Below are 16,858 nucleotides of genomic sequence, written 5' to 3' on the forward strand. Positions count from 1 at the left end.
TGACCGTCTCCCTGATTCGCATGTTCAGCCCCCAAAATCATCGTAGCGGATGTTTTCCGGGTCCACGCCGAGGCTGTCGAGCATCTCGATTACCCCCTTGAGCATGGGTGGAGGGCCGCATAAGTAATACTCGCAGTCCTCCGGCGCCGGATGCTCGGACAGGTATTGCTCGTAGAGTACTTCATGGATGAAGCCGGTAGCGCCCTCCCAGTCATCCTCCGAGCGTGGGTCGGACAGGGCAACCGTCCATTCGAAGTTGTCATGCTCCCGGGCAAGCTCATCAAAGTCCTTGGTGTAAAACAGCTCCTTGAGGTTCCGTGCGCCATACCAGAAGCTGATTTTTCGCGCGCTGTTCAGGCGCTTGAGCTGGTCGAAGATATGCGAGCGCATCGGGGCCATGCCGGCACCGCCACCGATAAAGATCATCTCGTTGTTGCTGTCATCGGCGAAGAAGTCGCCAAAGGGGCCGGTGATCTCCACCGTGTCTCCGGGTTTAAGGCTGTACATGTAGGCCGAGACGATACCGGGCGGGATTTTGTCCATCGCTTTGGGCGGGGGCGTGGCTAGCCGCACGATCAGCGTCACGATGCCGGTTTCATCCACGTAGTTGGCCATGGAGTAGGCGCGGCTCTGAGGCTCCGAGGTTTTCGTTTCCAATGCCCAGAGCCCCATTTGCTCCCAGTCGTCCTGATATTCGCGGTCGATGTCAAAATCACGGTACTTGATCTCGCAGGGCGGGCAAGCGACCTGGATATAGGCACCGGCACGGAAGTCGATCAGCTCGTCCTTCGGTAACTTCAGCGTAATCTCTTTCATCAGTGTACCTACGCAGCGGCTGGACTTGACGGTGCAGAGCCATTGCCCGACGCCGAAGACATCATCCGGCACCCGGATATCCAGGTCGTCATGGACCACCAGCTGGCAGGCCAGGCGGACGCCGTCGCGTTTTTCGCGCACGCTCAGCTGATCACTCTCAGCCGGGCCCGGCGAGCTTCGGCCGGATTCGACCTGGACCTTGCACTGTTTGCAGATTCCCTTGCCGCCGCAGGCGGATGAAAGATGAATGCCATCTTCATCCAGTGCGCCGAGCAGTTTAACGCCGACCGGGAGACTCAGTGTTTTCTCGTTATTCACCCGGATTTTTACACCGCTGGATGGAATCAAGTATTTTCGTGCCAGCAGTATGGTTATCACCAGCGTGAGCACGACGCCGGTAAAAAACACCACACCCAACAGAATAGCTTGCATGACTGCCTACTCGCTTCCGCGCAGGCCGATAGTCACAGGTGCGACCTGTGCGGTATAACTTGAGAGTGAGCTCCTCCCTGAGCCCTGTTTATGGTCAATCGTTACTATGACTATAGAAGATGACTTGAATTGGAGTGCTTTCGCTGCCGGGCACCCCCCGATATAGTCGGGTGTTTAATAACATTACAGGCCCTGGTAACGGATATGCCCGACTTGTCATCCCGGTTCTCCATTCAACGTCCCTACCATCCGCGTGACGAAGCACCCGCAAATTATCGGGTAGCTCGTTGTGGTATCTCGGCGCTTGAGCGACAGCTGGAGAGTGACCGCGGACGCATAATCAACTCCGCGGCGGTGCGTCGCCTGCAGCAGAAAACTCAGGTGTTTCCCCTTGAGCATAATGCGGCGGTGCGCAGCCGGCTAACCCATTCGTTGGAGGTTCAGCAAACCGGGCGCTTTATTGTTCGTACCGTATTTGAAGAGCTCGGAGGCGGTGCCGGTATCCTGGGCCTCGGCGGACTGGAGAGAGCGACGGAGTCTCTCGTTGAGATGGCGTGCCTGATGCACGATATCGGCAACCCGCCGTTTGGGCACTTTGGCGAAGCGGCGATTTCCCGGTGGTTTGAGCAGACTCTACCGCAGCTACCGCCATTTACCCATGACGACCTTGATGAGCCGGGCAAGGCGCTGCGTAATGAATTGCTCCGAGAACTCAGTAGCTTTGAGGGCAACGCTCAGGCGATCCGGCTGATCAGTCAGCTGCAAAAGCTCAATCTGACATATACCCAGAGCGCCTGCATTTTCAAATATACCCGGTGCGCCACCGAGCCTAAACCGTCCGCCGGTGACGGCTTGGATTACCTGCGGAAAAAGCCTGGGTATTACTTCTCCGAGGGGGAATTTATCCAGCGGATGCAACGGGCGTTGGATATGGCGCCGGGACACCGCTTCCCGCTGACCTACCTGATGGAGGCGGCCGATGATATCGCCTACTGCCTGGCCGATCTGGAGGATGGCGTTGATAAGGGTATTCTCAGCTGCGAGCGTCTGGCCGACCTGCTCAAGCAGCAGTTTCGTGAGTTGCGAGAGCCCTTTGGGGATGGAGAATCACACCACTTCAACGGCAAGCGCTTTGCGGACTTGATCGATTACGCACTTAAGCGCTCCCAACAGGAGAGTATCAACAAGGAGCATGAGTTCTTTGTCTGGATGCGGGTCAATCTGGTGCACCCGCTGGTCAGGCATGCCGCGCAAGCGTTTATCGACAACATTGAGGCCGTGGCCGAGGGTAGTCTCAACCGCGCGCTACTGGAGGATGAGTCGCCCTGCCACAGCATTGTCGAGACGCTGAAGCAGGTAGCGATTCGACACGTATTTTCGGTGCCGGAGGTGGAAACGCTGGAGCTTCAGGGCTATCGCATCATCTCGGGGCTGCTGGAGCACTATCAGCCGCTCCTGATGCTACCCATGGATCAGTTCGAACGGCTCTGCACGGGTGGGAGTCGTGGGCTCCTGGTGGAAAGCCGGCTGTTTCATCGATTGCCCAACAAACATGTCAAAGCTTATCTGACTCTGCGTGATCAGCCCCCGATGTTGTCGAATGGTCGGACTCTGGATGCCCAGGTCTGGGAGCGCTACTGTCGGTGTCGTTTGCTGCAGGATATGGTGAGCGGTATGACCGATCAGTTTGCGCTGGATGAGTACAAAGCGCTGTCGGTGATGGGTGGCTGAGGCTGTAGGGGAGGGGCGCGTGACCATGAGGACCTCGAGCGGCGATGAATTTTCCAGCTGGGTTGTCGAGCTGATGCAGTGCATCGGCCCGGTCACTCCCAGACGCATGTTCGGCGGCACAGGGCTGTTTCTCGATGGCTTGATGTTCGCCCTGGTGATCGACGGGATTCTCTATTTGAAAGCGGATGAACAAACCCGGGCGCTGTTTATCGATCAGGGGCTGGAGCCCTTTACCTACCTGCGCAAGGGAAAACCCTGCGCGTTGTCGTACTATCAGGCGCCGGAAGAGGCTCTGGAGTCACTGGACGTGATGCGAGAGTGGGGCAGCCAAGCCTATGGCGTGGCACTGCGGGCGCGTAACGCCTAGCGGTGTTGTCGGAGGCCTCCGTTCGCGGTACCAGAGCCCCCGATACATCCGATTGCGGTTCAACCTTCGGATTCAAATTCAATCTCGCCCAGCGTGGTGATGACGGGTTGAACCCCGGCCCAAACCGGAAGGTTCATGTCCTCAGCATCATCCACCGGCCCACCGGTACGAATCTTGGCGGACACTTCGTCGAGTGTGAAGGCGATAACGCTGGTGGCTTTCAGCTCGGTTTCATTGGCCGGGCGCGCCTCTTTGGAACGTCCTTCATGGAACTTTTCGATCAGCTGGTCCAGCGACCGGCTTTTCTCATCGGGATCATCCACCAGGCGTGCATGACCGTAGATCAACACGCTGCGGTAATTCACGGAGTGATGGAAGGCGGAACGGGCAAAGACAATGCCATCCAGCAGTGTGACGGCGATGCAGGCTTCAGCACCCTCCAGCAGAACTTTGAACAATCCGTTTTTGCTGGACCCATGGACATACAGCTGGTCGCCGTCGCGCCAGTGGATAGTCGGTTGCAGTAGCGGCTTTCCGTTCAGCTGGGTGCTGACATGGCAGAGTAGCGCCTCGTCGAGGATCGCGTTGACCGTTTCCTTATCGTAGTTGGCCCTTTTCGCGCCCCGTTTGACCCGGGTCCGTTCGGTCTGTGTGTATTCGCTCATTGGCATTGGCTCCTTCAGTTGATGTGGATAGACTAGGGCTCATATTGGGTCTATTAAAGATCCAGTTTTATTGAAAATATTAGACCCACTATGGATGAAACAGGACTGACACGGACAGACTTGGGGCTTTTTCTGGAACTGAGCGCGATTGATCCGGAACTGCCTGCCTATCGACGTTTGTTTCTGGCCCTGCGCCGCTCGATCCTGAAGCGGCATATCGCCGGGGGCGCACGTGTGCCCTCCACCCGGACACTTGCCGGTGCGCTGGGAATCTCTCGTAATACGGTGAAAAGTGCCTATGAACTGCTTCAGGCTGAGGGCTACCTGGTTTCGCGACGGGGAGCCGGCTGCTATGTGGCCGATCTGCCCGAAATAGCGCCCGTGCACGTCGATGGTGAGCAGGCCAGTGCCGCCCGATCTGCGTGGGAGCCCCAGGCGCCACCTGCTCAAAACCCGTCGTACCAGTTGCTTCAGCCTGCGGTGCCGGCCCTGGATCAGTTTCCATACCGACGCTGGCAGCGAGCGCTGCAGAGTTCGGTGTCCAGCCCCCGTCTGTTGGCAGGCGATCCCCAGGGTGATGCGCGCCTGCGCCAGGAAATTGTGCGTTGGCTCAGCGCTCAGCGCGGCATGCAGGCTGATGCCAGTCAGGTGGTGATTACATCCGGTTCGCAGCAGGGGCTTTATCTGGTGGCGAATGAGCTGATAGCAGCCGGTGAGCCCGTGGCTCTGGAGCTACCCGGTTTTCCCGGTACTGAACGTGTTTTCGAGAGAGTCGGTGCGCAGATCGAACATTTTCGCCAACAGGATTTGGATGATATGGAAGCGCTGAGTAGGGTGAAGTTGATGGTCATAACACCGTCGCGCAACTTCCCGCTTGGACACACGCTGCCCGCCGACCGGCGCCTTGCACTGCTGAATCGGGCACATGAAAAAGGGAGCTGGCTGGTGGAAGATGACTACGACTCGGAGTTCTCCGCCGGTCCGGCGCTGTCTGCGCTGTTTTCGCTGGATAACCGGGAGCGGGTCATCTATGCAGGCACCTTCAGCCGGACCCTGTTTCCCGGGCTTCGTATCGGTTATCTGGTTATACCTAAGGGGTTGGTAGATCGCTTTGTGGCTCTGCGGCGAATTATCGACGGCGGGCTGTCGACTCCAGCGCAGGTGGCGTTGGCGGAATTCATGGCGAACGGTGACTATAGCCGACATCTCCGGCGAATGAAGCGGCTCTATGGGCAGCGACGGCAGCAACTTGAACAGCTACTGTCAAATAGCGCGCTCGCCAATTTACCGGTAATCGATGCCGGAGGCGGGATGCATCTCTGTCTGCAGTTACCCGATAGCTGGGATGACCATGCTTTAGCGCAGTCCCTTGTAAAGAAGGGGGTCAGCGCGAGAGCACTCCGTCTTTATGACAGTGCCGGCAGGCCCGGTCTTGTACTGGGCTTTGCCGCTGATGGCGCGGAGCGGCTGGCCCGGGGCGTTCAGCTGCTGGAGCAGGTGGTTGGGCCAGCGCTTTCCGGACGTTGAGTCAGGTTGCGCCGAGCGTCTCTACCCACCCCAAACCTCTTTCAACCGTCCAGAACAGTGCCAGAGCAAGACTGGGGTAGATGATAGCTTTGGTGAGTTGTGTTCGATTCAGACAGTTGAACTGCGTCGAGGCCCAGTGTGCAATCGCGAGCGTTACAAACACCAGGATTTGTCCTGCTTCGATACCCAGGTTGAATCCGGCCCAGTGAACCAGCAGTTCTGACACCTTCAGACCCGTCGCGTGTTCCAGTACATTGGCAAAGCCCAGACCGTGCAGCAGTCCGATCATACCGACTTGCCAGAGTGGCAGTGCATGGCGGTCAGGTGTGAGAAGCAGGCGTAAAAATCCGTAGACTATCGACAGCGCAATCAGTGTTTCGATTAAAGGAATGCTCAGAGGAGGCAGGGCTAACCAGCCCAGAGCCACTGCCCCGAGCGTCAGTGAGTGGCCCGCGGTAAAGATCAGCGAGTTATGGATAACGCGCCGCCACTGTTTGGCCCCGAATACCAGCACACACAGGAACAGCAAGTGGTCGAGGCCGATAAGCACATGGTGAACCCCGGAAGCGAATTGAGTAGCGAGCCGCTCCCCGATACCGGGTGGCGCGGCAAAGGATATATCCAGTGGGCCGTTGGAGGTCAGCTTTCCGGTCGGTGTGGTCAGAATATTGATTGACTGGTCTCGAATGACAGGCCATTCAGTGCCAGCGCTCGTGATACGCCGTATCTGCTGTAGCCGGGTATCAGGCACTCTCAGTTTAAGGTCGATCACCGCTTCTTCCAGCAGCAGCGTCGATGCAGGCAGGGACCAGCCTGGCTGAAGCGTCTGTTCGATGGCTGGTAAATAGCCGAAGGGTGAACGTTGGGCTATGGGTTCGATGCGGGCGGATTCCAGCTCTATCCCGGGGCTCCCGGTCTGCTCGAGATGGATCTGCAGATAAGAGACTGCGCGGTTTTTCAGTAATTGTTTATCGCCGCTCAGTGCCGGCAGATCCAGCACCGGTCGCTGTTCGGTATTGAGTCTGGTGTAGGGAGGCGCGGGGCTGTTGTCGCCCTGTTGCCAGTCCGGCTCCAGTAGTAGCGATGCCATCGGGACGCGGGCGTAAATCCATGTACCTCCAGCATCTTCGGTCAGGTAGATGATACGGGCGAGGAAGTTCTGGAAATGGGCATTCGCGGTCAGTGGCAGGAGCGAGAAGCTCAGTATCAGTAGAGTACGAAAGAGGCTTTGCATGGTTTGCTTCCCGGAAGCCCGCCCCCGGCAGGGCGGGCGGTTAATGGTCAGTCGCGAGGGTCCCACAGGCGCGAGTCGGTGGTTTTCTCGTAGGCTTTACCATCCGGCGCACTGACCAGTTCCATCTGCATCCCCCACGGGGCCATGAAGTAGATCCAGGTCAAGCCTTCAAGTGGTCCGCTGGTAAAAGGGTGTGGCGTCCCCAGAAACTTGACGCCCCTGTCCTTCATGTAGCTGATCGCCTGATCCAGGTCGTCGACATAGAAGGCGATATGGTGGCCTCCGATATCGCTGTTCCTGGGCTGACTGGGGTTCTGGTCCGGAGCGGTGTACTCGAAGATCTCGAAGTTGGTGCCGTTGCCGCATCGCACCAGATGGGCGACCGGGATGGTGGCACGTGGATTCACGTTCAGGTTCTCTTTCATCCAGTCATCCTCGAACGGGCCAAAGGGGCCAATGGTGAAGAAGGCTTCACAGCCCATCACATCGACCAGAAAGCCCACCGCCTCCTCGGTATCGGGGACGGTAAATCCAAAGTGATCCGTGCCTCGCATGCCGGGGGTCGCGGCCTGGGTCAAAGTGGATGTGCAGAGCAGGGTAGTGGCTAACAGCGCATGTCTGAGCAGAGCTTTCATGGTGGTACTCCAGTTTGTTTTTTTAAATTTCAGCCCGAAGCTTTCGGGCGGGGAGTTGTGCCTCGCGCGAGTCACAAAAAGGGAAAAAGGGGTGCGCAGGGCGCACCCAAAACAGATGCCTCTCAGGCTCTGGGGATGGGAACAAGGCAGACGACGGTGGGTCTAGATAGCGCCCTGTTTCATCTGTTCGGCGATGTAGTCCGCCTGACGGATCGCCAGGGCGACAATCGTCAGGGTCGGATTTTCGGTTCCACTGGTGGTGAACTGGCTGCCATCGGAGACGAACAGGTTCTTGATCTCATGGCTTTGCCCCCAGCCATTGACTACGCCGTCGCGGGCGTATTTGCTCATGCGGTTGGTACCCATGTTGTGACTGGCCGGGTAGGGGGGCAGATAGTTCACTTTCTTTGCGCCCACCGCTTCCAGCAGCTCGGTGGATTTGTCATAGGCGTGATTGCGCATGCGGGTATCGTTGATATGGTCGGTCTTATAGACCACCGGAACAGGCAGGCCGTATTGGTCTTTCTCCGTGGGGTGCAGGGTGATGTTGTTGGATTCCACCGGCATATCTTCGCCGCAGACCCAGAAACCCGCCATCTTGTCGTAGTTAGCCAGCGAGTCGGCTAACTCACGCCCCCATCCGGATTTGCCCGGGTTGAGGAAGGCGGACATGAAGGGCAGGCCCAGGTGCAAGATTTCAAGCTCGTAGCCGGCGTAGTGGCCACGACTGGGATCGTTATCCTTCCACTCATGGACGACGCCGGGCACCACGGTGCTTTTATACATGTGTACCGGCTTTTCGAACTCTGCGTAGACACCCGCGGTGGTGTGGGTCATATAGTTCTGGCCCACCTGACCCGAACCATTGGCCAGGCCGTCGGGGAACATGGCCGAAGCCGAGTTCAGCAGCAGCCGTGGTGACTCGATGGAATTTGCGGCCACAGAGACCAGGCGTGCTTTCTGGAAATGGTGGTTGCCATCCTTGTCGGCATAGAGCACGCCGGTGACTTTACCGCTCTTGTCGTGCTCGATACGCAAGGCCATGGATTGGGGACGTACCTCAACCAGCCCGGTGGCCTCGGCCTTGGGGATCTCTGTGTACATGGTGGACCACTTGGCACCAATCCGGCAGCCCTGCATACAGAATCCGTTGACCTGGCAGGCCGGTCGTCCGTCACGTATTTCGGTATTGATTGCCAGTGTCGCCTGCTCACATTTGGCACCGATACGGCGGGCCCCCTCCTCAACCACCTTGTAATGGCTGCTTTTACCATGGAAGGGCATGCCGGTGGCTTCGGTGCCGCAGACCCCCATCTTCTGCTCGGCTTTATAATAGTAGGGCTCAAGCTCTTTCAGCGTGATGGGCCAGTCGAGCACGTTGGCACCGGGAATGGTGCCGTTTTCCGTGCGCATACGGAACTCGTGCTCCTGAAACCGCATGGCGACACCCGCCCAGTGTACGGTGGCGCCGCCCACGCCCTTGACGATCCAGGCCGGGAGGTTGGGAAAGTCCTTGGCCAGTCGGGCGGGACCTTCCACATAGCGTTTGTCGAGCCAGGAGATCTTGCCGAACATCTTCCACTCGTCATTTTCGATATCGTCCAGCTTGAAGCGTTTGCCCGCCTCGAGTACGACAGATCTGATACCTTTCTGGGCCAGCTCGTTAGCCAAGGTCCCGCCGCCCGCGCCGGAGCCGACGATTACAACCAGGCTGTCATCATTGAGATCAAATTGTGTAGTCATTATTTGTTACTCCCACTCAAAGCCAGTCGATCTTGTCGTAACCCCGGTTGATGTAACCGCCCTTTTCCCAGGCGGAGCCGCCGTAGCCGAAACGGGGCCAGAGTTCCGGGTTGTTGTAGATACCCATCATCAGATCGCCCTTGATGCGCTGGAAGAAGGAGCTGTCTTCCATGGCGCGTAGTACGAAAACACGATCCGGCTCATTTTCGAGTTCGAGGAAGTTGCGGGCGAACAGCTGCTGGCTGCGCTGATCCAGCTCCTTCACGCCTTCAGCGAGCAGTTTTTTGAGTGCCGTGTCGGCATTGGCTTTATGGGCAAGCGGGGTCAGAACCGCGGCGTAATATTTATCTTCCAGGGTGTCGTGGGGGTAGATATCGCGGGCCATGCGCAGCAGTGTGGCGCTGCCATGTTCGCCCACGGCTGAAGCGGCCCAGGCGGTGGGTGTGAGCAGGCCGGTGCTCAGGATACCCAGCCCTGCCACGGCGATGCCGGAGCGGCCGAGGAAGCGCCGACGGCTCAGGTCGGTCGCTGGTTTTTCTGTTGTATTTTTCATGGTGACTCCATTTCTACTTGTTATTGGATGTCGCTTTATTTGCTGTTTAAGCGGATCAGAGTGTTTCGACGTAACGGCTGAATCGTGCCTCCAGTTGCTCGATGGTTTCGCCGAGCAGGTTGGATCTGCCGGGCAGCAGCTCAGCCAGGGATACATGGCGCTCCGCCCGGATGAAGGGGGCCATGCCGCAGTGGTGATAGAAGGCGTTGCCGGCTTGCCAGAGCCAGTCGAGCTCAGCCTCGCAGAGCACGACCGCATGGGAGAGCACCGCAAACTCGTTGTCCGATTCCGAAACTCCGGACTCCAGACGGCGCCAGCGCTGGGCGGTGCCGGCCAGCTTGCGGCCCTCTACCACAACGTTGTAATCGCCATCGCAGAAAGCGCCGTTTACCGAGGCACAGTGGCTCTCGATGCCCTGCCCGGCGAGGTGCTCAATCAGGGGGCGACAAAGCGTCATATAGCTGTCGTGAATGGCGCCCTTGTGGCGCTTGCTGCGAAACGCCAGTGCCACATTGATCAGCCCCGGCGACTGGGGGGTCAGGTCGCCACCGGTGGCGCGGACCTGAACCGGCCAGCCATCCAGGATCATCCGTCCAGCCGCCATGGCGTATTGCGGCCGACGGGTCAGCCGCTGCGGCACCACCAACGACTGGCTGCACCGCCAGATCAGAAAGCCGGCCCGAACCTCTCCACGGCTGACAGCCGAGAGCAGGGCCATCTCGCGTTCCAGTCCCTCGGACGGAGAGAGGATCTCCTGTGTTGGGTGAATCCGTGGGGCATCAAAGTCGACTGCCGGTGCATTCATGGCGCTCACCCTTTCTCGATCAGGTTACAGAGATCGGTCAGGAAGGCGGCGGCCGGTGCACCGTCGACTGCCCGGTGATCAAAGCTCAGAGAGAGGCCCATTACACGGCGCGGTTCGACGCTGAGATCCGACATGACCCGGGGCTGCAGGCGCGTCTCGCCAATCCCCAGAATGGCAATCTGCGGCAGATTGACGATGGGCGTAAAAAACTGGACGCGGGATAGCCCCAGGTTGCTCAGCGTAAAAGTGCCACCGGTCATTTCCGGGACGCTCAGTTTGTTCTCTTTGGCACGCTGAGCCAGCTCTTTCCGAGCGGCGCTGCGCTCCATCAGCGAGAGTTCACCGGCGTTGAACAGCGTTGGCGCTGCCAGCAGATTGCCGGGCAGCGCCATCGCCAGACTCAAGTGAATGGCGTCATGCAGGCGGATCTCTTTCCCCTCCACCCGACCGTTGAGGCCCGGGTGTTCGCCAAGCGTTGTGATCACCGCCTGGGCCACCAGGTCTTCGATAGAAACCTTGATTCCCTGGTTAGCCAGCCGCTGTTTGGTGGCAAACAGCTCGGTGGCATCGCACTCGGCGTGGTGGGTCAACTGGGCGGCTTCATCCAGGCTGCGGCGCATGTTGTCGGCGATCATTCCCCGCATGCCGCGCAGCGGAATCACGCGGCCCGGATTCTGCTCGATAGTGGGTTGTGCGGTCATATCACGCTCCTCAATCGATGGTGGCAACGAGGTCGCCCTTGTCGACCACGTCGTCGATATCCTTGATGATCTTCAACGTGCCGGAGGCGGGCGCTGACAGCTCATACTGGATCTTCTGAACCATCAGCTCGGCGATCATTTCGCCCTCACTGACCTCCCCGCCATCGCTGGCCAGCCAGCTGGTAATAACGGCTTCGCTGTCTTCTTCCCAGAGGTTTTCCGGTACCCGTACTTCAGTGCTCATGCGTTGTTCTCCATCAGTTCGTAAGCGGCAATAATCTTGTCGGCATTGGGCAGGGCCCACTGCTCCATGGGACGGGAGAAGGGAATTGGAATATCGGGGTAGGCGACACGTTGGGGCGCGGCTTTGAGCGCTACGCCCTGCTCGGCAACGGTGCAGATAATCTCGCCACTGACGCCATAGCTCTGGTAGTCCTCATCCACAACGATCAGGCGTCCGGTTTTGCGTACCGACTCGATCACCGTGTCGCGATCCAGTGGTACCAGTGAGCGCAGGTCGATGACTTCGGCACTGACGCCGCGCTCGGCCAGCTTGCGCGCCGCTTTGATGCCGTGGTGAACGCCGGAGGTAATGCCGACGATGGTCACATCGGTACCTTCCTGAACCACGGCTGCCTTACCGATGGGAACGGTATAGGACGCCTCGGGAACGTGGACAATGGCGTCCTTTTCGGTGCCGAGCCAGCCCATCCCCTGCAATGCCTTATGGAACATGAAAATCACCGGATTGTTATCGCGGATGGCCGCGGTCATCAGCCCCTTGGCGTCGTAGGCGTTGGAGGGGGCAACCACTTTCATGCCCGGCAGGTGGGCAAAGGTGGCGTGCAAACACTGGGAGTGCTGGCCGGCGTCGGAGTAACCGCCGCCGGTGGAGGTCATCAGTACCACCGGCACCTGTACTTTACCGCCGGAAAAATAGGTGTTTTTGGCCATCAGGTTGTAGATGGCATCGAAACAGACGCCAAAAAAATCGACAAACATAAGCTCGACAATCGGTCGCATGCCGTCGGACGCAGCGCCTACTGCGGCGCCCATGAAGGCGGTTTCCGAGATGGGGGTGTCGCGTACCCGTTCGCTGCCGAACTCGTCGTGCAGACCCCGGGTGTTGCCGAAGACACCGCCCAGGGGGCCGATATCCTCACCCATCACGAATACGCGTTCGTCCACGCGCATCTCCTGCGCAATGGCTTCTGCCATGGCCCGAGCGATGGTCAGTTTTCTCTCTTTAGTGGCAACGGTCATGGTGTTGCTCCTTCTGTCTATTATCTGGACCCGATAGCCTGCCTACGCGGCCTGATTGGGGCTGACGATGATCTTGACGTGGTGATCCTTGTTGGCGACCAGCTCCTTAAAACCCTTCTCAAGGATTTCACCGATCCGGATCCGCCCGCTGATCAGGGGGCGTACATCGATGCGACCGTCATTGATCATCGCGATGACATCGGCAAACTCGCCGTTATAGGCCAGAGAGCCGATCACTTGCTTTTCGGTGGCAACGATCTCGAAAAAGTTAAATGCACTTGGCTCCTCAAAGACTCCCACCAGTACTGATTTACCGCCTTTGCGAACCAGGTCGAGCGAGAGTTTGGCGGTGTCCTTGTGGCCGATGCATTCGAACGCGACATCAGCGCCGTAGCCGCGGGTGATCTGTTGGGTCTGTTCGACGGCATCACATTCAGAGGGGTCGAACACTTCATGCGCACCCACTTCCAGCGCCTTGGCTTTGCGGGCCTCCGACATCTCCAGGGCGATAACCCGGGAGGCACCGGCGGCACGGGCGCAGATGATTGTGCACAGGCCGATGGTTCCGGCACCGACCACCACCACCGTTTTGCCCAGCAGGTCACCGGCCTGCTTCACCGCATGCATGCCAACGGCCAGCGGCTCGATCAGAGCGCCGGCTTCGGTGGGAAATCCATCGGGCAGGGCATAAAGCAGATCGGCCGGAACATTGACGTACTCGGCGAAAGCGCCATTGTTCATCAGGCCAGTGAAGGCCAGTTTCTGACACAGGTTGTATTGACCGCGCTTGCAATAATCACATTCGCCACAGTGCTGGCAGGCATCGGCGGTGACACGATCACCCAGTCCGAAGCCGGTTACGCCTTCGCCAAGGGCTGTTATCTCGCCGCTGAACTCATGGCCGAGAATGCATTGGCCACTGATACCGGTCAGAGGGTGGGGTTCGTCGGTGGGAATAAACACGGGACCGGCCACATATTCGTGCAGATCGGAGCCGCAGATGCCGCACCAGTGCACTTTAATCTGTACCCAACCCGGTTGGGGGTGGTCCGGGAGGGGAACCGGCTCGACGCGGATGTCCTGACGACCGTGCCACACGGCCGCTTGCATAGTAGATGTCTGGCTCATTGTTGTTATCCTCTTGTCGCCATTGATCAGTTCGGGGGTCAGGCGAATACCTTCTCCATCGCTTCTTCAGGGGCCGGATACTCACTGTCGCGAGCGAATTGGATGGCCAGATCCACACGCTCATGGCTTCTCTGGACCAGCTCCTGATCTTGCTCTTCGGTCCAGCTCTCTGTGTCGATCAGGTGTTGGCGCATTTTCGGGATGGGGTCGCGGGCAAACAGGGCTTCTTTCTCCCCGTCGGGGCGGTATCCTTCGGCATCACCCATGAAGTGGCCTGCCAGGCGGTAAGTTTCGATCTCGATCAGGGAAGGGCCCTCACCCCGGCGGGCGCGGTCGATCGCTTCACCGGCTACCTCGAAGATCGCCAGCGGATCGTTGCCGGGGATGTAATGGCCGGGAATGCCGTAGGCAGCGGCGCGGGCATCGTTATGTTCGATGGCGGTGGATGTACTTTTGGCCACCGATATGCCCCAGGCGTTGTCTTCGATGACAAAGATCACAGGCAGCTTCCAGACCGCCGCCAGGTTGAGTGACTCATGGAAGGCGCCCTGGTTAGCGGCACCTTCACCGAGGAAGGCGACAGCAACGCCGGCTTTCTTCTGTAGCTGGCGGGAGAGGGCGGCACCGACCGCCGGCCCCATACCTTCGGCGATGATGCCTGAACAGGAGAAATTCACGTCGGCATCGAAAATATGCATATGGCCGCCGCGTCCGCCGCTAAGGCCTGTTTTTTTGCCAAAGATTTCGGCCGTCATGCCGTCTAGATCCACGCCTTTGGCAATGGCGACATGGTGGGGGCGGTGGGTTGAGGTGACCACATCGCCCGCTTCAAGGTGAGCACACACGCCGACGGCACAGGGTTCCTGGCCATTGGACAGGTGCATCTCGCCGGGAATGGGACCGTTGGCCATATTGAAGGCGGGTGATTTGCCCTCCATGTATATTTTCTCGATGCACTCCTCGAAATAACGGCTGGTGTGCATCTGTTCGTACATCCAGAGTTTTTGAGTTCGGTTTGGCTTCATGGTGAAACCTCTCCTTATATTCTTATGTTTGGAGTGAATGGCGCAGGGGCCGGGGTAGCACGCCGCGCCTTTAACAGAACTAGGGCAAGGCTTGTGCCATTAGTACAAGTTATTGATATAAATATGATTTTTAAGATTTCATGAAGCGGCCTGCTACAGAGTGTCGCAGGTGGGTGATACACAGTGGTTTAGGGCGTGCGACGGTGTGTAGAGTGGGGTATCGCGGGTGGACAGGTGATTAAATAACCCTCTATGATTGGGGAATAACTATAAACACAGGGGCCCCTCCAGGCAGTTATGGGCACTTACAACCAAGATCAACATATATTGCTGCCATCACAGCGTGATCAGGCAGAAATACCTACTCAGATACGCGGTTCCTGGGAACGTTGCATCGACCGCTACAAGCTCGAGCCCGGGCGCGATCTGCTTCCTCCCCGTCTCTCCGACCGAGAACTTCAACGTGAGCAGACTGAGCTCGACAGCCTTTTACATGTGGCAGAGCCGGTTTTTCAACGCCTTCGACAGGTAGGGGGTAACTCCGGTTACTGTGTGTTGGTCACCAACGCCCGTGGCGTTGTGCTTAGGCAGTTTATCGATACCCAGCAGGGCGAAGAGCTCAAAGAGCATGGTATGCGTGTCGGCACGGTCTGGAGTGAGGAGCTGGTGGGTACCAATGGCTTGGGTACCTGTCTGGCAACCGGCGAGGCGCTCACGGTGTATGCTCAGGAGCACTTTGGCCGGGAGCTGCGCCGTTTCAGTTGCTCCACCGCGCCGCTGATCTCGCCCCACGGAGAGATGATCGGCGCGCTGGATATCTCTACTTACGCTCAGGGCGAGAAACAGCTGCAGGGACTGGCGCAGAATCTGGTGTGTGACAGTGCGGACCAGATAGAAGCGGCCATGTTCCGCTACGCCTTTCGTTCGGCACACCTGCTGTCGATCGTTTGGGGACGGGAGGGTGATCCATCACTGAGCAGTGCACTGATTGCCACCAATGACGGGGGAACCGTTATCGGCATTACCACGCCGGCGTTGATGTTGCTTGGAGTCAGTGAGCGCGCCCAGATGATCGGCCTGGGCTTGTCGGAGCTTTTCGGCGTAACGCTTGAGGAGCTTCACCGGGAACCCTGTCGGTGTGCGGGGCTGGGCGACGACTCACACGTGATGTGGCTGAGCTGCCTGGACTCCCGAGTATTGACATCACCCTCAGTGACACGGGCTGAAATCAGCGCCAAACCGCTGAGCAGAGACCCCAATAACCCGCTTGTTCAGCTTGCCGGTGGCGATCATCGCCTGGCGCGCAACGCGGAAATTTGTCAGCGCGTTATCAATCGCAGGATCAATGTGTTGCTGCAGGGTGAAACCGGTACCGGCAAAGAGGTGTGGGCGCGGGCGATCCATGACAGCAGTCAGCGTGCTGAAAAGCCTTTTGTAACGCTTAACTGTGCGGCAATTCCCGAGTCGCTGATTGAAAGTGAGCTCTTTGGCTATAGTGCCGGTACATTTACCGGCGGTTTGAAAGGCGGCAAAGTCGGTAAAATTCAGGCCAGCCATGGCGGAACGCTGTTCCTTGATGAGATTGGCGATATGCCACTTGCGCTCCAGGCCCGTCTGCTGCGGGTGCTGGCCGAGGGCGAGATCACACCGTTGGGGGAGATCAAGGCGGTACCCATTGATCTGCACGTGATCACGGCAACCCACCGTGATTTGAAGCAGTTGATCGCCGATGGCGGATTTCGTGAGGATCTCTACTACCGTATCAGCGGTGTCCGTGTAGAACTGCCTGCGTTGCGAGAGCGTGCGGATAAAGCCGAGCTGATTGACCGAGTGCTTGACGAGATCAGTGAACAAAAGATCGAGCTTTCAGATGAGGTACGCCGGATTTTGACCGCCTATGAGTGGCCGGGGAATATCCGACAGCTGAAAAACGTTTTGCAGTTTGCGCTCTGTATGTCTGATGGCGAGCGCATTTACCCGCAGGACCTGCCCGAGGAGGTGCTGAGCAGACCGCTGGAAAACAGAGCGGCTATTTCAAACCTCCCGGACCATCCTCCCGAGCGCATGGTTTCCCTGGGAATACCCGCCAGGACCGCCGACGAGGAGGGGGAGCGCGGTCATCTGCTCAGTACGCTGGAAGCAAATCGCTGGGTGGTATCAAGGGCGGCCAAAGCCCTTGGCATCAGCCGCTCCACACTGCACCGGAAGATCAAAAAGTACAGTCTAAATTAAA

The 16,858-nt window shown here is 58.3% G+C and carries 16 protein-coding genes; 4 read left to right on the top strand and 12 right to left on the bottom strand.

Annotation, left to right across the window (positions count from 1 at the left end):
* Positions 1 to 24: 24 nt before the first annotated feature.
* The gene (gene nqrF / locus G403_RS0100130) at positions 25 to 1,248 is read right to left on the bottom strand and encodes an NADH:ubiquinone reductase (Na(+)-transporting) subunit F (protein WP_027852193.1); all 1,224 of its coding nucleotides are present in this window, start codon (positions 1,246 to 1,248) and stop codon (positions 25 to 27) included.
* A 204-nt stretch (positions 1,249 to 1,452) separates the two neighbouring features.
* On the opposite strand from nqrF, the gene dgt reads away from it, so the two are divergent.
* Complete coding sequence (dgt, locus tag G403_RS0100135) at positions 1,453 to 2,979, top strand: dGTPase (protein WP_027852194.1); 1,527 nt, start codon at positions 1,453 to 1,455, stop codon at positions 2,977 to 2,979.
* 25 nt (positions 2,980 to 3,004) lie between these two features.
* A complete protein-coding gene (locus G403_RS0100140; protein WP_036231905.1) occupies positions 3,005 to 3,346 on the top strand; it encodes a TfoX/Sxy family protein in 342 nt (113 codons plus the stop codon).
* Positions 3,347 to 3,405: 59 nt separating this feature from the next.
* Here G403_RS0100140 and G403_RS0100145 read toward each other — a convergent pair whose 3' ends face one another.
* A complete protein-coding gene (locus G403_RS0100145; RefSeq protein ID WP_027852196.1) occupies positions 3,406 to 4,011 on the bottom strand; it encodes a pyridoxamine 5'-phosphate oxidase family protein in 606 nt (201 codons plus the stop codon).
* 90 nt (positions 4,012 to 4,101) lie between these two features.
* On the opposite strand from G403_RS0100145, the gene pdxR reads away from it, so the two are divergent.
* Positions 4,102 to 5,538, top strand: coding sequence for a MocR-like pyridoxine biosynthesis transcription factor PdxR (gene pdxR, locus G403_RS21580; RefSeq protein ID WP_051298281.1), 1,437 nt, complete (start codon positions 4,102 to 4,104; stop codon positions 5,536 to 5,538).
* Position 5,539: 1 nt separating this feature from the next.
* Here pdxR and G403_RS24235 read toward each other — a convergent pair whose 3' ends face one another.
* From G403_RS24235 to G403_RS0100200, 10 genes are all read right to left on the bottom strand, one after another.
* On the bottom strand, positions 5,540 to 6,772 hold the full coding sequence (locus G403_RS24235; protein WP_027852197.1) for a HupE/UreJ family protein: 1,233 nt from the start codon (positions 6,770 to 6,772) through the stop codon (positions 5,540 to 5,542).
* Between the two features lie 47 nt (positions 6,773 to 6,819).
* Complete coding sequence (locus G403_RS0100160) at positions 6,820 to 7,407, bottom strand: VOC family protein (protein ID WP_027852198.1); 588 nt, start codon at positions 7,405 to 7,407, stop codon at positions 6,820 to 6,822.
* Positions 7,408 to 7,569: 162 nt separating this feature from the next.
* A complete protein-coding gene (locus G403_RS0100165) occupies positions 7,570 to 9,150 on the bottom strand; it encodes a GMC family oxidoreductase (RefSeq protein ID WP_027852199.1) in 1,581 nt (526 codons plus the stop codon).
* 16 nt (positions 9,151 to 9,166) lie between these two features.
* The gene (locus G403_RS0100170; RefSeq protein ID WP_027852200.1) at positions 9,167 to 9,703 is read right to left on the bottom strand and encodes a twin-arginine translocation signal domain-containing protein; all 537 of its coding nucleotides are present in this window, start codon (positions 9,701 to 9,703) and stop codon (positions 9,167 to 9,169) included.
* Between the two features lie 55 nt (positions 9,704 to 9,758).
* Complete coding sequence (locus tag G403_RS0100175) at positions 9,759 to 10,508, bottom strand: lipoyl protein ligase domain-containing protein (RefSeq protein ID WP_051298283.1); 750 nt, start codon at positions 10,506 to 10,508, stop codon at positions 9,759 to 9,761.
* 5 nt (positions 10,509 to 10,513) lie between these two features.
* Positions 10,514 to 11,209, bottom strand: a complete 696-nt coding sequence (locus G403_RS0100180; protein ID WP_036231907.1) for a 2-oxo acid dehydrogenase subunit E2 — start codon at positions 11,207 to 11,209, stop codon at positions 10,514 to 10,516.
* A gap of 10 nt (positions 11,210 to 11,219) precedes the next feature.
* A complete protein-coding gene (locus G403_RS0100185) occupies positions 11,220 to 11,453 on the bottom strand; it encodes a biotin/lipoyl-containing protein (protein WP_027852203.1) in 234 nt (77 codons plus the stop codon).
* A complete protein-coding gene (locus tag G403_RS0100190; protein ID WP_027852204.1) occupies positions 11,450 to 12,472 on the bottom strand; it encodes an alpha-ketoacid dehydrogenase subunit beta in 1,023 nt (340 codons plus the stop codon). The genes G403_RS0100185 and G403_RS0100190 overlap by 4 nt, the downstream gene beginning before the upstream one ends.
* Before the next feature lie 42 nt (positions 12,473 to 12,514).
* Positions 12,515 to 13,600 carry a 2,3-butanediol dehydrogenase gene (locus G403_RS0100195; RefSeq protein ID WP_245578169.1) on the bottom strand — a complete coding sequence of 362 codons (1,086 nt, stop codon included), beginning with the start codon at positions 13,598 to 13,600 and terminating at the stop codon, positions 12,515 to 12,517.
* 38 nt (positions 13,601 to 13,638) lie between these two features.
* On the bottom strand, positions 13,639 to 14,625 hold the full coding sequence (locus G403_RS0100200; protein ID WP_027852206.1) for a thiamine pyrophosphate-dependent dehydrogenase E1 component subunit alpha: 987 nt from the start codon (positions 14,623 to 14,625) through the stop codon (positions 13,639 to 13,641).
* A 327-nt stretch (positions 14,626 to 14,952) separates the two neighbouring features.
* Here G403_RS0100200 and G403_RS0100205 point away from each other — a divergent pair, with 327 nt between their 5' ends.
* Positions 14,953 to 16,857 carry a sigma-54-dependent Fis family transcriptional regulator gene (locus G403_RS0100205; protein WP_245578170.1) on the top strand — a complete coding sequence of 635 codons (1,905 nt, stop codon included), beginning with the start codon at positions 14,953 to 14,955 and terminating at the stop codon, positions 16,855 to 16,857.
* The last annotated feature ends 1 nt before the right edge of the window (position 16,858 follow it).

It is taken from the genome of Marinobacterium litorale DSM 23545, assembly GCF_000428985.1.
GTDB classification, from domain to species: Bacteria; Pseudomonadota; Gammaproteobacteria; order Pseudomonadales; family Balneatricaceae; genus Marinobacterium_D; species Marinobacterium_D litorale.

Excerpts from the sequence above, each read along its gene's own strand:
- G403_RS0100195 (WP_245578169.1), bottom strand. The coding sequence starts at position 13,600 with ATGAGCCAGACATCTACTATGCAAGCGGCCGTGTGGCACGGTCGTCAG.
- G403_RS0100170 (WP_027852200.1), bottom strand. The coding sequence starts at position 9,703 with ATGAAAAATACAACAGAAAAACCAGCGACCGACCTGAGCCGTCGGCGC.
- dgt (WP_027852194.1), top strand. The coding sequence starts at position 1,453 with ATGCCCGACTTGTCATCCCGGTTCTCCATTCAACGTCCCTACCATCCG.
- G403_RS24235 (WP_027852197.1), bottom strand. The coding sequence starts at position 6,772 with ATGCAAAGCCTCTTTCGTACTCTACTGATACTGAGCTTCTCGCTCCTG.
- G403_RS0100140 (WP_036231905.1), top strand. The coding sequence starts at position 3,005 with ATGAGGACCTCGAGCGGCGATGAATTTTCCAGCTGGGTTGTCGAGCTG.
- G403_RS0100160 (WP_027852198.1), bottom strand. The coding sequence starts at position 7,407 with ATGAAAGCTCTGCTCAGACATGCGCTGTTAGCCACTACCCTGCTCTGC.
- G403_RS0100180 (WP_036231907.1), bottom strand. The coding sequence starts at position 11,209 with ATGACCGCACAACCCACTATCGAGCAGAATCCGGGCCGCGTGATTCCG.
- G403_RS0100175 (WP_051298283.1), bottom strand. The coding sequence starts at position 10,508 with ATGAATGCACCGGCAGTCGACTTTGATGCCCCACGGATTCACCCAACA.
- G403_RS0100145 (WP_027852196.1), bottom strand. The coding sequence starts at position 4,011 with ATGAGCGAATACACACAGACCGAACGGACCCGGGTCAAACGGGGCGCG.
- G403_RS0100185 (WP_027852203.1), bottom strand. The coding sequence starts at position 11,453 with ATGAGCACTGAAGTACGGGTACCGGAAAACCTCTGGGAAGAAGACAGC.
- nqrF (WP_027852193.1), bottom strand. The coding sequence starts at position 1,248 with ATGCAAGCTATTCTGTTGGGTGTGGTGTTTTTTACCGGCGTCGTGCTC.
- G403_RS0100190 (WP_027852204.1), bottom strand. The coding sequence starts at position 12,472 with ATGACCGTTGCCACTAAAGAGAGAAAACTGACCATCGCTCGGGCCATG.
- pdxR (WP_051298281.1), top strand. The coding sequence starts at position 4,102 with ATGGATGAAACAGGACTGACACGGACAGACTTGGGGCTTTTTCTGGAA.
- G403_RS0100165 (WP_027852199.1), bottom strand. The coding sequence starts at position 9,150 with ATGACTACACAATTTGATCTCAATGATGACAGCCTGGTTGTAATCGTC.
- G403_RS0100200 (WP_027852206.1), bottom strand. The coding sequence starts at position 14,625 with ATGAAGCCAAACCGAACTCAAAAACTCTGGATGTACGAACAGATGCAC.